This is a genomic window from Georgenia sp. (assembly GCF_054605595.1).
Genome location: NZ_JBTSDU010000019.1, coordinates 1 through 15,013, shown reverse-complemented (window position 1 = coordinate 15,013; position 15,013 = coordinate 1). Strand labels below are relative to the sequence as shown.

Sequence of the window (15,013 nt, the reverse complement as noted above, 5' to 3'; positions counted from 1 at the left end):
CGCCGTAGCCGGGCCCGGAGCGCCCCGCGCCCGATTCCTCGCTAGGCTTTGCGACGTGGAGCGGGCAGCGGGATCACAACGGGTCGCTGTTCTCATCCCCGCGAAGGACGAGGTGGACCGGATCGCCGCCACCGTCCGCGCCGCCCGCGCCATCCCCCACGTCGACCTCGTGCTCGTCGTCGACGACGGCTCCGAGGACGGCACCCAGCACGCCGCGCGCACGGCCGGCGCCGTCGTCGTGCGCCACTCCGTCAACCGCGGCAAGGCGTCCGCCATGGAGACCGGCGCGTCCGTCGTCGCGATGCGTGACGTCGCCGGTCGCCCGCCCCGGCTCCTCCTCTTCCTCGACGCCGACCTCGGGGAGACGGCCGTCGCGACCGCGCCGCTCGTGAGCCCGGTCCTCGAGGGCCGGGCAGACTGCACCATCGCCGTCCTGCCCCCCCAGCCCGGGGCCGGCGGGCGGGGCATCGTCACGGGCCTGGCCCGCCGCTCGATCGCGCGCGCCACCGGGTGGAGCCCCACCCAGCCCCTCTCCGGCCAGCGCTGCCTGACGCGCGCCGCGTTCGAGGCGGCCACGCCCCTCGCCCGGGGCTGGGGCGTGGAGGCGGGCATGACGATCGACCTGCTGGTCGCCGGGCTCACCGTGCAGGAGGTGCCGTGCGACCTGCGGCACCGGCCCTCAGGCACCGACCTCGCCGGGCAGCTCCACCGCAGCGCCCAGTACCGCGACGTCGCGCTCGCGGTCAGCGCCCGGCGCGTGCGCGGGGTGAAGGTGCCGACGGCGCGACGTGGCGACAACCCGGCGCGGCAGAAGCCCGGACGCCCCTACCGGGCCTGGGCGTCGGCCCCCGACACCTCGGTCGTGGACGAGCCCGACGACTGATCCGGCGGCCCGCCACCCGGGGCCGCGCCGGCGGGCACGTGCGCCAGCAGCCACCCCGTCACCACCGACACCAGCAGCGGGACCGTCAGGGCGATCCCGATCGCCGGCAGCACGATGCCCGAGTCGTTGGCCGCGAACGCGATGGCGAACGTCGTCGCGAGCGCGACCAGCGTGGGCCGCAGCATGACGGCGGCCCGGTCGAGCTGACCGATGGCGTCCCCGCCCATGAGCCACCCGTAGGCGGAGTCCGCGCCGCCGCGGCGGCCGGCCCGTAGCGGCCGGGTCAGCAGCACCACGACGACGATGATCCCCCCGATCACCAGGAACGTCAGGGTCGAGCCGAACAGGTTCGACAGGTTCTGGCCGGCCTTGCGTGCGACCACCGACCAGAGACCGCCGTCGAGCACCGTCTCGACGAACCGCCCCAGGTGCGACCGGTCCCCCGGAGGGCGCAGCCAGTCGACCACGGAGAAGCTCGCCGCGAGGACGGCGGTGACGCCGAGCACGAGGACGACCCGCCGCCAGGTCAGGCGGACGCCCATGGCCAGCAGCCCGAGCACGAGGAACCCCGGGATGAGGGCGGGCGGGCCGCCGAAGTCGGCACCGATGGTGGGGGCACCGTCCAGGACGACGGCGACGACCCCGATGAGTCCGATGGCGCCCGCGGCCCACCGGCGCCGGCCGCGCCGCACGAGCGGCTCCGCCACGCACATCGCGAGCAGGATGCTCGCGGCCGCGAAGAGTGAGAACGAGGAGTTGTTGAAGCCGTAGAACCGCCCACCCACCTGCGGGATCACGCCCATGAGCGCGGAGAGCTGCAGGCGTGCGCCGGTGACGACGTCCACCGCGAGCACGACGGCGGTCGCCCCCGCCACCATGGCGACCGGGGCGAGCAGGTTCCGGCGCCACGGACCGTGGAGCGCGACGAGCGTGAGCGCGGCGGCGATGACCGCGGTGGCCCCGTACACCGCGGTGCCCGGCTCGTCCGCCCGCCACCAGGGCAGCAGGTTGGCGAGGTAGGAGGCGAGCGGCACCGCACCCATCAGCACGGACGCGGCCCGGACCGTGCGTAGCATCGTGACCGGCCGGGGCGAGCGCAGCGCCCCGACGACCCGGGCGCGCAGGCCGGCGGCCCGCCGCCCACGGTGGGCCGCGAGGTGGTCGGCGGCACCGTCGAGGATTCGGCGGTTGAGCCCGAGCGTCACCACCGCGTACAGCAGCAGGTTCGCGAGGACCAGGAACGAGTAGTACGGCCCGACGAGGGGCCGGACCGCCACGGCGTGCCGGCTGACGTCGGTGAGGTACCCGACGCGCGCGGCACCGCTGCGACCGTCGTCGAGCGCGGCGAAGGGGGCGCCCACGAGGCCGGCCGGGCCCTCGAGCTCCAGCGCCGTGAGGAGGGTGGGGAGCAGATCGGTGGACTGGACCATGCCGGGCTGGCGGGTCGACCGTGTGTTCGCCAGCGCCCCGTCCGCCGACGGCCGCCCCAGCCCCGGCCCGGTCGCGGTGACGACCTGCATCAGGGCGGTGCTGCCCGAGTCGGCCAGCGAGGCGAGCACGATCGTGGCGTGCGGCGCCATCGCGCGTACGTTCGAGACGACGGCGCCCACGCGCCGGTCGATCCGGGAGACCTGGTCGACGCGCTGGGGGGAGCGCAGCAGCCACGTCTCCTCCGGGGACATCGTGGGGGTCTCGGCCGGGCCGGGCTCCTCCACCGGTGCGAGCACGCCTTCGCCGCGGGCCGGCACCCGCACGAGCGGGCGATTCTGGTCCCGGACGTCGCCCACGTCGACGACCGTCAGCGCGTGTCCCGGCAGGAGCTCGGCGACCTGCTCGCCCAGCCGGGCCGTCGACGTCGAGGCGTAGGCGCGGTCCCCGGCGACGACGCCGTCCGAGGTCGCCAGCGCGATCGCGGCGCCGGGGCCGATCGCCACCGCGGGCACCCCGCGCGCGGCGAGCAGGTCGCCGAAGAGGCCGGGGGTGGCGTCGTAGGAGGCGCCCCCGGCGGCGTCGAGGTAGTCCGACCAGCCGGCCACGGTGGCGTCCTCGCCGGCCTCTGCCAGGTCACGGCACGTGCCGTACTCCGCCATCGGCACGTCCGCGGCACGCCGGCCCGCGGAGACGGCGAGCCAGCCGTCGGCCGGGCAGGTGCTCGAACGCACCGAGCGGACCACCATGTTGGCGCTCGCGCCACCCTGGGTGAGCTCCCACAGGCTCGGGGTCGCCAGCGCCGAGAGGTCCTCCCATCGCAGGCCGGTGGTGCCGATGAGCACCACCGGGCCGGGCGCCGTCGCCCCGGCCGTGTCGGCGGGGTCCGACGCCGTCGCGCCGGTGCCGCCGACGGGTGTCGCGGCCGTCGCGCCGGTGCCGCCGACGGGTGTCGCGGCCGCCGCGAGGAGCGGCAGGACGAACGGCAGGATCATCGCGAGCGCGGCGACGACCGCGACGACGAGGACGACCCGGCGCTGCCGTGCTCTGCGTCTGCTGCTCACCGTCGCAGCCTACGTGGCCGGTCCTGGGCGGCTCATGCCCGAACCGCTGCCGACCGCCGCCCGCCGCCTCCTCCTCGCCGAACAGGCCCTAAAGTGCCAAAACTGGGTGGAATCTGCACATTAGGACCTGTTCGACGGGGGTGGGCGTGACCGGGGCGGGGCCTGATGGGGGAGGGGAAGGGGGGAGTTCGGTTCATCGGGGTGGATCTGCAGGCAGCGTCACGGAGAACGTCGCGCCGTGGCCCGGGCCTGCGCTCTGCGCCCCGACGTGACCACCGTGAGCCTCCGCCAGTGCGCGGACGATGGCCAGGCCGATGCCGCTGCCGCCCTTCTGACGGGAGCGCCCGGTGTCCACGCGGTAGAAGCGTTCGAACACCCGTCGCAGGTGCTCGGGGGCCAGACCCTCACCCGTGTCGGTCACCGCGAGCTCGACCACGCCGGGCCCGCGCCGCGCGCTGACCGTGACCACGCCCTCGCGCGGGGTGTGCCGCAGGGCGTTGTCGAGGAGGTTGGCCAGCACCTCCTGGATCCGGTCCTCATCGATGCTGACCAGGGGCAGATCGTCGGCGACGGCGACCTGGAGGTCCAGGCCGGCTCGGGCGAACCTCGCCCGGGCCGCCTTGACGGCGGCGGCCACCACGTCGCGGGGTGCCACCGCCTGCAGATGGAGGTCCAGGCGACGTTCCTCCGCGCGTGACACGGTGCTCAGGTCGTCCACGAGCCGCTCGACGCGCGAGAGCTCGGCGTGCACGGTGTCGACGGCGTCCGCATCGAGCGGCAGCACCCCGTCAGCCAGGGCGTCGATGTAGCCGCGCAGCGCGGTCAGCGGCGTGCGCAGCTCGTGCGCGACGTCGCGGAGCATCTCCGCCCGCGTCCGCTCCATGGCCGCCAGCTCGTGCGCCGTCAGGTCCAACGCGCTCGCCAAGGAGGCCAGCTCGGGGCCGGACCCCGTGACGCGCACCCGCGCGGTGTAGTCACCCGCGGCGATCCGGCCGGCCGCCGTCGCCATGGCCTCGACGGGTCGGACGACACGCCGGGTCACGAACCAGCTGACGGCCAGTGCGGTGATCAGCGCTGCGACGATCGCCACCGCCAGGGACGTCAAGATGGCCCCGCTGAACGCGGCGTCGACGTGCTGTCGGGCCGTGTGGTCGATCGGCACGGGAACGCTCTGGAGGTGTTCGTCGAAGAGACCCGGTGCGAGCATGAGCGCGACGGCCGCCAGAGTGGCTGCTCCGGCGACGATGACGAAGGCCTGGGCCAGGAAGAGTCTGGCCCCCAGCCCGGGCCCCTCGGGGCGTCTCATGTGTCCCCGCCCAGGCCGTAGCCGAACCCGCGAAGGGTGCGGATGTAACGCTGGGACTGTGCGTCGTCGCCGAGCTTGCGGCGAAGGTTCGCCACGTGCACGTCCACCACGTGATGGTCGCCGAACCACTGCCCGCCCCACACCTGCTCGAACAGCTGGTCACGGCTCAGGACCCGTCGGGGCTCCGCCGAGAGCGCGTCGAGCAGGTCGAACTCGGTGCGCGTCAGTTCCACCCGCTGCTCACCGCGCCGCACCTCCCGGGCCGCCATGTCGATCGTGAGGTCGGCGACCTGCCGGGTGGCTCGGTCGCGGACGGCGTCGGACCGGGGACGGCGGAGCATGGCCCGGACCCGTGCCACCAGTTCCGGGGCAGAGAACGGCTTGCCGACGTAGTCGTCGGCACCGCTCGACAGCCCCACCAGCCGGTCCATCTCCTCGGTGCGGGCCGTGAGCATGATGACGTAGGCGTCGGAGAAGGTGCGCAGCTGCCGGCACACCTCCAGCCCGTCGATACCCGGGAGCATGAGGTCCAGCACCACGACGTCCGGGGAGCCCTCCCGAGCGGCGGTCAGGCCGGTCTCCCCGTCGTACATGACGACGACCTCGAAGCCCTCGCGCTCGAGGTAGCCACGCACGACCCGGGCGATCGCAGCCTCGTCCTCGATGACGAGGACCCGCGGCCGTGACACCTCGCCACGATCCGCGGGCTGCCCCGCCCGGCCACCAACGGTCATCCGTTCTCCGAGATCGCGACGAACGCACCGTGCCAGCTGTGGTACCACACCGCACCGGTCACGGCATTGACGGAGAGCATGCCCTCCACCTCGCCGTCGCGCAGGGTGTGCAGGGTGTAGTAACCGGGGAACTTCTCCGCCGCCCCCACGGTGAGCCCTTCCGCGTCGACCGCGCGCTCTGCCACGGCCACGGCCTCGTCCGCCGAGAGCTCAGATGCGGTGTCGATGCCGCGCGTCATCCCGTACCGGGTGTTCCACATCATGGCCGGCCCGTACTCCGGTTGGACCACTCCGGTCCGGGGATCGATGAGGATCTCGGTAGCGCCCGCGCCGTCGGCGTCCAGGAGCTCGGCGTAGTAGTGGTTCTCGAACTCCATGATCTCGCCGACCTGCAGCTCGCCGTCAAGGTCGCCGGCGAAGAGCTCCGCCCGATCACGAGCCGCGGCGAGATCGTCGACGGGCGTGAGGTCCCCACTCGGCCCACTTCCCCCGAAGACGCCGCCGCCGTAGCCCATCATGCCGGCGCCGTAGCCGCCGCCGGTGCCGCCGTAGCCCATCATGCCGCCGCCGTACCCGCCGACGCCGCCGCCGCCCATCATGCCGGCGCCGTAGCCGCCGCCGGTGCCGCCGTAGCCCATCATGCCGGCGCCGTACCCGCCGCCGCCCATCATGCCGGCGCCGTACCCGCCGACGCCGCCGCCGCGGTAGCCCATGATGCCGCTGCCGTCGTAGCCGTCAACGGCTCGTGAGGTGCTGGAGGCCCATGCGGGGCTCTCCTGGGTCAACAGCCAGGCGCCGGAGCCGAGCACGCCGGCCAGGGCCACCGTCGGCACCAGGAACCGCGCGATGCCGGTCCTCATGGCAGCCTCCGTCCCTGCTGACCCGCGTTGAGCGCCTCCTGCATCGACCGATAGGTCTCGGCGTCCAACTCACCACCGGCGAAGCGCCGGTCGAGGATCTCCTGCGGGGTCTCCGCTCGTGGTCCGGCATCATGCTTGTCGGCGCTCGGGAACACCCGCACGACCGCCCAGACGATCAGCGCAATCAGCGCGACCCAGAACACCGCCATGGCGATCCAGCCACCGGCGCCCATGCCCCATCCCCAACCCATCATCGTCGTGTCCTCTCGTGTGGTTAACCGCTGTCGACAGCAATGATGCGCGACCCGGATGAAGCAACCATCTGGCGAACCTCTAGATCGGGTCAAGGTGTGCGGCACGGTCGCGCGTGGCGGTGATCGCCGGTCCTACGGGCCCGTCATGGCGGCCCAGTGGTGGCGGATCATTCGAGCGCACGAACGCGATCTCGAGCTCTGCGTGCGTCGCTGGGGATGGCCGACCGGCGTACCGCGCGGCACTAGGCTCTTTCGGACCGGACCGACCAGGAGGACCCATGCCCGCCGCCACCGACGACCTGCCCCGCGGCCGCTACGCCTATCTCGGCCCGGCGGGCACCTTCACCGAGGTGGCGCTGCTGCAGGTGACCGACGAGGCGGAGTCCGACCTGGTCCCGTGCGCCGACGTCGTCACCGCACTGGACCAGGTGCGCTCCGGCGACGTCGACTTCGCCGTCGTGCCCATCGAGAACTCGGTGGAGGGCGGCGTCAACGCCACGCTCGACGCACTCGCCGCGGGCCGACCGCTCGTCATCGTCGGCGAGATGCTCGTGCCCATCACCTTCGTCCTGGCCGCCCGGGCCGGGACCCCCCTGGCGCAGGCCCGGCGCATCTCCACCCACCCGCACGCCTGGGCGCAGTGCCGCGGCTGGGTCGCCGAGCACCTCGACGACGCCGTCCACGTGCCCGCGACGTCGACCGCCGCCGCAGCCGAGCTGCTCGGTTCCGACGCCCAGGTGGGTTTCGACGCCGTGCTCGTGAACCCCCTCTCCGCGCAGAAGTACGGCCTCACCGTGCTCGCCCAGGGAGTGGCGGACAACCCGCACGCCGTGACCCGGTTCATCCTGGTCGCCCGGCCCGGTTACGTCCCCGAGCCCACCGGTGCGGACAAGACCACCCTGCAGGTGCAACTGCCGGACAACGAGGCCGGGGCGCTGCTGAGCATGCTCGAACAGTTCGCCACCCGGGGCGTGAACCTCTCCCGCATCGAGTCGCGGCCCATCGGTGACTCCCTCGGGCGCTACTCCTTCTCCATCGACGCCGAGGGGCACGTGGCGGAGGAACGCGTCCAGGCCACGCTCATCGGCCTGCACCGGGTGTGTCCGGTGGTGCGCTTCCTCGGCTCCTACCCGCGCGCGGACGGTCGGCGCCCGAACGTGCGCCCGGGGACCTACGACGCGGACTTCCGGGCCGCCCGGGCCTGGGTGGCGGGCGTCGCGGCCGGCGAGGTCGTGTAGCCAGGCCGCGCGCACCCGCCCCGCCGTGGGGATCAGGACCCCCCATCGAGGTGTATCGAGCCGACGACCGGCGCAAGGCGCTACCGCGTGGACCGGCGCAAGGCGCTACCGCGTGGACCGGCGCAAGCGCTACCGCGTCCGGACGACGAGTCCGCTCTCCTCCACCCGGGCATGGATCACCCGCGCGTAGCCGATGAGGTCGCCGTCGACCTGGACCTGCTCGGGCACCTCGGTGCGTACCACGACCGAGCGGGCGCGCTTGAACTCGATCGACGCGGTCCGGTAGGGCAGGGGGTCCTTGCGCACGCCCATCCCCTGCAGGATCACCTTGCGCAGGAGGTCCGACCAGCCGATCAGCCCGCCGGTGGTGTCGATCGCGGCGATGTCGAGCCAGCCGTCGTCGAGCTGGGCGTCGGGGAAGAGGACGACGCCGCCGGGCAGCCGCCCGACGTTCGCGAAGAGGACGGTGCGTGCCTTGAAGGGTCGACCCGGTCCCGATTCGCCGAGCTCGGCGGTGGCGTGGATCTTGCGGCCGGTGAGGTGGCGGACGCCGGCGACGAAGTACGCGATCCAGCCCAGCCGGGCCTTGAGATCGTCGTCGGCGCCGGCGACCATCGCGGCGTCGAAGCCGAGGCCGCCGATGACGAGGAAGACGTGCTCCTTGGTGGGGTCGTCATCGGGAACCTCGGCAGCGCCGTCGTCGAGGTTCCCGCGGAGCGCCGCCGCGTCCTCGGGGGTCAACGCCTCGGTGCGCAGCCAGCCCAGGTCCATCCGCCGGTCCCGCCCGGTCAGCGCGGTGAGGACCAGCTCGCGCCGGCTGCCGAGCGGCAGATCGAGGTTGCGCGCCAACAGGGTGCCGGTGCCGAGCGGGAGGAGCCCCATGGGGACACCGGTGCCCGCGAGGGCCTCTGCAACGGCCCGCACGGTGCCGTCACCACCCGCGGCGACGACGACGGACGCGCCCCGGGCGAGCGCCGCACGGGTCTGTCCCAGCCCGGGGTCCTCGACCGTGGTCTCGAACCAGATCGGCTCCTCGAGGCCCGCGTCGGCCGCCGTGCGGTCCATGAGCTCCTTGAGCTCGATGCCGTCCGCCGACTTGGGGTTGACGATCACCGCGGGCGGCCCGGAGCGCGGTGCGGGCGGGAGCGTCTCGGGAGTGTCCTCCTCGGAGAACGAGGGCGTGCGGCCGCGGATCCCGCGCCATGCCACCAGGCCGATGAGCAGCCCGGCGAGCGCCAGCACGAGCGCGACGATCGCGACCCACTGATCCCACCCCATGCTCGCAACCTAGCGCCCCCGGCCCCGCGGCGCCGTTGCGCCGGCACCGCCCGGGCGCCGGTGGTGCCCGGGCCCGCCGGTTAGGCTCGGACGCATGATCGACCTTCGAGCACTACGAGAGGACCCGGAGACGGTCCGCACCAGCCAGCGAGCCCGCGGCGGGGACGTCGCCGTCGTCGACGCCCTGCTCGCGGCGGAGTCGCGCCGTCGCGCCACCCTGACCTCCTTTGAGGAGCTGCGGGCCGAGCAGAAGCAGGTCTCGAAGGCCGTGGGCAAGGCCTCGCCGGAGGAGCGGCCCGCCGTGCTCGCCCGTGCCAAGGATCTCGCCGAGCGGGTCAAGACGGCCGAGGCGGAGTCGGACGCCGCTCAGGTGGCGCTCGACGAGCTGGCCCGCACGATCCCCAACGTCGTCGACCCGGCCGCGCCGGTCGGTGGTGAGGACGACTACGTCGTGCTCGAGCACGTGGGCACCCCGCGTGACTTCGCCGCCGAGGGCTTCGAGCCCAAGGACCACCTCGACCTCGGGGAGAACCTGCGCGCGATCGACGTCAAACGCGGTGCCAAGGTCTCCGGCGCCCGGTTCTACTTCCTCACCGGTGTCGGCGCCCGCCTCGAGCTCGCCCTGCTCAACGCGGCCATGGACCAGGCGCTGACGCACGGCTTCACCCCGATGATCACGCCCACCCTGGTGCGGCCCGAGACGATGCAGGGCACGGGCTTCGACGTCGCCCACGACGCCGAGATCTACCACCTCGGCACCGACGACCTGTACCTCGTCGGCACCTCCGAGGTCGCGCTCGCCGGCTACCACGCCGACGAGATCCTCGACCTCACGGACGGGCCGCTGCGCTACGCCGGCTGGTCCTCCTGCTACCGCCGGGAGGCCGGCTCGGGTGGCAAGGACACCCGGGGCATCATCCGCGTGCACCAGTTCAACAAGGTCGAGATGTTCTCCTACGTGCCCGTCGAGGAGGCCGACGCCGAGCACCAGCGCCTCCTCGCGTGGGAGGAGGAGATGCTCGCGAAGGTCGAGCTGCCCTACCGGGTCATCGACACCGCCGCGGGGGACCTCGGCATGTCGGCCGCCCGGAAGTTCGACTGCGAGGCCTGGCTGCCGACGCAGGGCCGGTACCTCGAGCTGACCTCCACCTCCAACTGCACCACCTTCCAGGCCCGCCGGCTCGGCATCCGCGAGCGCACCGCCGACGGCGCGACCCGCACCGTCGCCACGCTCAACGGCACCCTCGCCACCACCCGCTGGATCGTGGCGATCCTGGAGAACCACCAGCAGCCCGACGGGTCGGTGCGCGTGCCCGAGGGTCTGCGGCCCTATCTCGGCGGGCTCGAGGTCCTGGAGCCCGCGTGAGCACGGTCCGGTCCGGCAACGGCGTGCTGCCGCTCGCCACCCGATCGGCCCGCTGGCGTCGCCTGCTCCCGGCGGGTCTCCCGCCCGCGGGCCCCGGCCTCATGGTCGCCCTCGACATCGACGGCACCCTGCTGGGGCACGACGGCAGCCTCACGCCCACCGTGCGCGACGCCGTCGCCGACCTGGACGCGAGCGGCACGCACGTGGTGCTTGCCACAGGGCGGTCCATGCACGCCGTCACCCCGGTGGCCGCGGCGCTCGGCCTGACCAAGGGGTGGGCGGTCTGCTCCAACGGCGCCGTGTCCGTCCGCCTGGACCCCACGCTCGACGACGGTCACGAGATCACCGACGTCACCACGTTCCACCCGGGGCCCACGCTGCGGCTGCTGCGGGAGGAGCTGCCCGAGGCGATCTTCGCCGTGGAGGACCTGGGCCGCGGGTTCAAGGTGACCGCGCCGTTCCCCATGGGCGAGCTGACCGGGGAGGTCGAGGTCGTCGACTTCGAAGAGCTCGTCGCCGCGCCCGCCACCCGTGTGACGCTGCGGGCGCCCGAGCTCGGCTCGGCGGACCTCCAGGCGATCGTCGAACGGGTGGGTCTGCACGGGGTGGGCTACGCCGTCGGCTGGACCGCGTGGCTGGACATCACCCCCGACGGTGTGCACAAGGCCAGCGCGCTGGAGATGCTGCGCGGACGGCTGGACATCGAGCCCGCTGCGACCGTCGCGATGGGGGACGGCTCCAACGACCTGGAGATGCTCACCTGGGCCGCGCACGGGGTGGCGATGGGGCAGGCCGCGGAGTCGGTCCGGGACGTGGCGGGCGCGGTGACCGACGCCGTGACCGACGACGGCGCCGCCGTGGTGCTGCGCGCGCTGCTGCCGGAGTGACCTCGGCGGCCATGTGACACCCGCCGTCGTACCAGATGGCAAGACAGTGGCTCGCATTATAAGATCGCGGCTGCGGTTGCAGGAACGATGCGACCGGATCCTTGGCGATGTTGCGGAATCGTGACGTCCTTCCGTTGTCTTCTGTGGCGAGGATCACGCCGATCAGTGGTTGGGTGGGTCGGTGGGAGCGCTTCCGCGCTCGGTTGTGTGTAGTGACGAGGAGGTCCGCAAGTGAAGACGACGACGAGACGACGGTCCGCAGGACTGGCCGGCGTGGGTGCCCTGGCGCTCGTGCTGAGCGCCTGTGGTGGTGCCGACGACCTGGGCGGTGGCGGCGGCGCGACCACCGCCGGCGGCGGGACCACTGCCGACTGCGCCGACTACGAGCAGTACGGCACCTTCGAGGGCGAGACCGTCTCGCTCTTCTCCTCGATCCGTGAGGTCGAGGCCGACCAGCTCCAGGACACCTTCAACACGTTCACCGAATGCACCGGCATCACCGTGGAGCACAACGGCTCCGGTGAGTTCGAGCAGCAGCTCGTGGTGCAGGCCGAGGGCGGCAACGCGCCCGACCTGGCGGTCATCCCCCAGCCCGGCCTGCTCGCCCGCATGGTTCGCGGCGGTTACGTGCTGCCCGCGTCGGCGGCCGTCGAGGCCAACGTGGACGAGGGCTGGACCGAGGACTGGAAGGCCTACGGCACCGTCGACGGGACGTTCTACGCCGCCCCGCTCATGGCGTCCGTGAAGTCCTTCGTCTGGTACTCCCCGAGCGCCTTCGCCGACAACGGCTACGAGGTCCCCACCACGTGGGACGAGCTCATGACGCTCACGCAGACCATCGCGGACGAGCAGGGCTCCGACACGGTCAAGCCGTGGTGCGCGGGCATCGAGTCCGGCGGGGCGACCGGCTGGCCCGCCACCGACTTCATCGAGGACATGGTGCTCCGATCGGCTGGGGCCGACGTGTACGACCAGTGGGTCACGCACGCGATCCCGTTCAACGACCCGCAGATCGTCGAGGCCGTGGACATGGCCGGGGCGATCCTCAAGGACGAGAACTTCGTCAACGGCGGCATCGGCGACTCCCGGTCCATCGCGACGACGTCCTTCAACGACGGCGGCCTGCCCATCCTGGACAACAACTGCTACCTGTACCGCATGGCCTCCTTCTACGAGGCCCAGTGGCCCGAGGGTACGGACGTCAGCCCCGAGGGTGACGTCTTCGCCTTCTACCTCCCCGGCATGACGGCGGACGAGTCTCCGCTGCTCACCGCCGGCGAGTTCGTCGCCCGCTTCAACGAGGGCGACGCCATCGAGGCCGTGCAGGCCTTCATGTCCTCCGCCGAGTGGGCCAACACCCGCGTCGAGATCGGCGGCGTGACCTCCGCCAACAAGGGTGTGGACGCCACGCTCGCGTCCTCGGACGTCCTGCGCCTGGCGATCGAGCTGCTCCAGGACCCGAACACCGTCGCCCGCTTCGACGGATCCGACCTCATGCCCTCCGAGGTGGGTGCCGGGTCGTTCTGGACCGGCATGGTCGACTGGATCGACGGCTCCGACACCCAGACGGTCCTCGACCAGATCGAGGCCTCTTGGCCGGCGGCTTGATCGCCGGTGGTTTGATCGACTGATACGGGCGGGGGAGTGGTTCCGACCGCTCCCCCGCCCGTGCGGACCCGAACGCCGTCGAGAACACGGAAGGCATGATGGACTTCTTCCTCTACTCCAAGATCGGCCAGATGGTCCTGGCCGTCGTCGCCTTCGTGGCGCTGGTCGTCCTGCTGATGGTGTTGGCATCCGCGGCCGACCGGTTCGCGAAGCGTTCGCGCACCTGGTGGGCGCTGGCGGCCTTCGCCGGACCGGCCCTGCTGCTGCTCGCGGTCGGCCTGATCTACCCGGCGGGTCGGACGATCATGATGTCGTTCATGGACCGCACGGCCACCGAGTTCGTCGGGTTCTCCAACTACGTGTGGGTCTTCACCAACCCGGGATCGCTGCAGTCCTTCATCAACACCTTCTGGTGGGTGCTGCTCGTCCCCACCGTCTCAACCGTCATCGGGCTGCTCTACGCGATCCTCATCGACGGCAAGCAGTTCGAGAAGAGCGCGAAGTCGCTCCTCTTCATGCCGATGGCGATCTCCTTCGTGGGCGCCGGCATCATCTGGAAGTTCGTCTACGAGTACCGTGGCGCGGCCCAGGAGCAGATCGGCCTCCTCAACGCGATCATCACGGGGCTTGGCTTCGAGCCCGTGCGATTCCTGCAGGACGGCCCCTGGAACACGTTCTTCCTCATCTTCGTGATGATCTGGATCCAGGCCGGCTTCGCGATGGTGCTGCTCTCCGCGGCCATCAAGGCGATCCCGACGGACATCGTCGAGGCCGCCCGGCTGGACGGCGTCAGCCCCTGGCAGATGTTCCGCGCCATCACGGTGCCGTCCATCCGGCCCACGCTGGTCGTGGTGGGGTCGACGATCTCGATCGCCACCCTGAAGGTGTTCGACATTCCACGCACGATGACCGGCGGCCGGTTCGGCACGCAGGTCCTCGCCAACGAGATGTACGACCAGTCGTTCACGTTCGGCAACAGCGGCTACGGTTCGGCGTTGGCCGTCGCGATCTTCGTGCTCGTGATCCCCATCGTGGTCTTCAACATCAGACAGATGCTCATCAACCGGGAGGTGCGTGGCGCATGAGCACCGCACCCGCCAACCCGGCGATCTCCGAGCCCGGCAGTGGCCACTCGCTGCCCGACCCGATGCGCTCCAGTCGCTCCACCACGACGTCCGGCCGCACCAGGACGATGCTCTCCACCCGCATCGGCAGCGCCGTCGCGATCGTCATCGCCATCCTGTGGACCGTGCCGACCGCCGGGCTGCTCATCACCTCGGTACGCCCGGAGGGTGAGATCCGTTCCACGGGCTGGTGGACGTTCTTCACCAACCCCACCTTCACGCTGGAGAACTACCAGGAGGTGCTCTTCGGACGCGCCTCCTCGGGCAACCTCGCGAGCTTCTTCCTGAACTCCATCACCATCACCGTGCCCGCCACGCTCATCCCGTTGACGCTGGCGATCCTCGCGGCCTACGCATTCTCCGTGCTGCAGTGGCGCGGGCGTGACACGGTGTTCGTGGTCGTCTTCGCGCTCCAGATCGTGCCGCTGCAGATGGCGCTCATCCCGCTGCTGCGCATGTTCTCCGGCACCGCTGCGGCCGAGGCGTTCCCGTTCCTGACGATCTGGGTGGCGCACTCGATCTTCGCGCTCCCGCTCGCCACCTTCCTGCTGCACAACTTCATGGCGGAGATCCCACGGGAGCTCATCGAGGCCGCCCGGGTCGACGGGGCCGGGCACGTCACGGTGTTCATCCGGATCATGCTGCCGCTGCTGGTCCCGGCGATCGCGAGCTTCGCGATCTTCCAGTTCCTGTGGGTGTGGAACGACCTCCTGGTCGGGCTGACGTTCTCCGGCGGGAACAACGCCATCCAGCCGCTCACCGCACGGCTGGCGGAGATGGCCGGCTCGCGCGGCCAGGACTGGCACCTGCTCACCGCGGGTGCGTTCGTCTCGATCATCGTCCCGCTGATCGTGTTCATGTCCCTGCAGAAGTACTTCGTGCGCGGGCTGCTGGCGGGTTCGGTCAAGGGCTGACCTCGGCCTCCGGCGACGGGGCCGGGCCACCGCACGAGCGGGCGCAACCCGCCCCGGGGCCGGTGGGCC

13 protein-coding genes are annotated in these 15,013 nt (G+C 72.1%); 7 read left to right on the top strand and 6 right to left on the bottom strand.

The window, feature by feature from the left end:
• Positions 1-55: 55 nt before the first annotated feature.
• Positions 56-883: a glycosyltransferase gene (locus tag ACYC1Z_RS04310; RefSeq protein WP_461408307.1), complete on the top strand. Its 828-nt coding sequence runs from the start codon at positions 56-58 to the stop codon at positions 881-883.
• Here ACYC1Z_RS04310 and ACYC1Z_RS04305 read toward each other — a convergent pair.
• The 5 genes from ACYC1Z_RS04305 to ACYC1Z_RS04285 all read right to left on the bottom strand — a co-directional run bounded on the left by ACYC1Z_RS04305 (position 826) and on the right by ACYC1Z_RS04285 (position 6,508).
• Entirely contained in the window at positions 826-3,375 is a 2,550-nt protein-coding gene (locus ACYC1Z_RS04305) for a hypothetical protein (RefSeq protein WP_461408306.1), read from the bottom strand. The genes ACYC1Z_RS04310 and ACYC1Z_RS04305 overlap by 58 nt on opposite strands.
• A 193-nt stretch (positions 3,376-3,568) precedes the next feature.
• On the bottom strand, positions 3,569-4,681 hold the full coding sequence (locus ACYC1Z_RS04300; protein ID WP_461408305.1) for a sensor histidine kinase: 1,113 nt from the start codon (positions 4,679-4,681) through the stop codon (positions 3,569-3,571).
• Positions 4,678-5,415, bottom strand: a complete 738-nt coding sequence (locus ACYC1Z_RS04295; protein ID WP_461408304.1) for a response regulator transcription factor — start codon at positions 5,413-5,415, stop codon at positions 4,678-4,680. Before ACYC1Z_RS04295 ends, ACYC1Z_RS04300 begins: the two co-directional genes overlap by 4 nt.
• Positions 5,412-6,275 carry a peptidase M4 gene (locus ACYC1Z_RS04290; protein WP_461408303.1) on the bottom strand — a complete coding sequence of 288 codons (864 nt, stop codon included), beginning with the start codon at positions 6,273-6,275 and terminating at the stop codon, positions 5,412-5,414. The genes ACYC1Z_RS04295 and ACYC1Z_RS04290 overlap by 4 nt, the downstream gene beginning before the upstream one ends.
• Positions 6,272-6,508, bottom strand: coding sequence for an SHOCT domain-containing protein (locus ACYC1Z_RS04285; protein ID WP_461408302.1), 237 nt, complete (start codon positions 6,506-6,508; stop codon positions 6,272-6,274). Before ACYC1Z_RS04285 ends, ACYC1Z_RS04290 begins: the two co-directional genes overlap by 4 nt.
• Positions 6,509-6,807: 299 nt before the next feature.
• Between ACYC1Z_RS04285 and pheA the strand changes: the two genes are divergently transcribed.
• On the top strand, positions 6,808-7,767 hold the full coding sequence (gene pheA / locus ACYC1Z_RS04280; RefSeq protein WP_461408301.1) for a prephenate dehydratase: 960 nt from the start codon (positions 6,808-6,810) through the stop codon (positions 7,765-7,767).
• A gap of 129 nt (positions 7,768-7,896) precedes the next feature.
• On the opposite strand, the gene ACYC1Z_RS04275 is transcribed toward pheA, so the two are convergent.
• Positions 7,897-9,045, bottom strand: a complete 1,149-nt coding sequence (locus ACYC1Z_RS04275) for a diacylglycerol/lipid kinase family protein (protein ID WP_461408300.1) — start codon at positions 9,043-9,045, stop codon at positions 7,897-7,899.
• A 94-nt stretch (positions 9,046-9,139) separates the two neighbouring features.
• Here ACYC1Z_RS04275 and serS point away from each other — a divergent pair, with 94 nt between their 5' ends.
• The 5 genes from serS (at position 9,140) to ACYC1Z_RS04250 (ending at position 14,944) form a co-directional block, all read left to right on the top strand.
• Positions 9,140-10,411: a serine--tRNA ligase gene (serS, locus tag ACYC1Z_RS04270; RefSeq protein ID WP_461408299.1), complete on the top strand. Its 1,272-nt coding sequence runs from the start codon at positions 9,140-9,142 to the stop codon at positions 10,409-10,411.
• A complete protein-coding gene (locus ACYC1Z_RS04265) occupies positions 10,408-11,298 on the top strand; it encodes an HAD family hydrolase (protein WP_461408298.1) in 891 nt (296 codons plus the stop codon). Before serS ends, ACYC1Z_RS04265 begins: the two co-directional genes overlap by 4 nt.
• A 231-nt stretch (positions 11,299-11,529) precedes the next feature.
• A complete protein-coding gene (locus ACYC1Z_RS04260; protein ID WP_461408297.1) occupies positions 11,530-12,906 on the top strand; it encodes an ABC transporter substrate-binding protein in 1,377 nt (458 codons plus the stop codon).
• A gap of 98 nt (positions 12,907-13,004) precedes the next feature.
• Positions 13,005-13,991 (top strand): carbohydrate ABC transporter permease, encoded by a 987-nt coding sequence (locus tag ACYC1Z_RS04255; RefSeq protein ID WP_461408328.1) that lies wholly within the window; start codon positions 13,005-13,007, stop codon positions 13,989-13,991.
• 62 nt (positions 13,992-14,053) lie between these two features.
• Positions 14,054-14,944 carry a carbohydrate ABC transporter permease gene (locus ACYC1Z_RS04250; protein WP_461408327.1) on the top strand — a complete coding sequence of 297 codons (891 nt, stop codon included), beginning with the start codon at positions 14,054-14,056 and terminating at the stop codon, positions 14,942-14,944.
• The last annotated feature ends 69 nt before the right edge of the window (positions 14,945-15,013 follow it).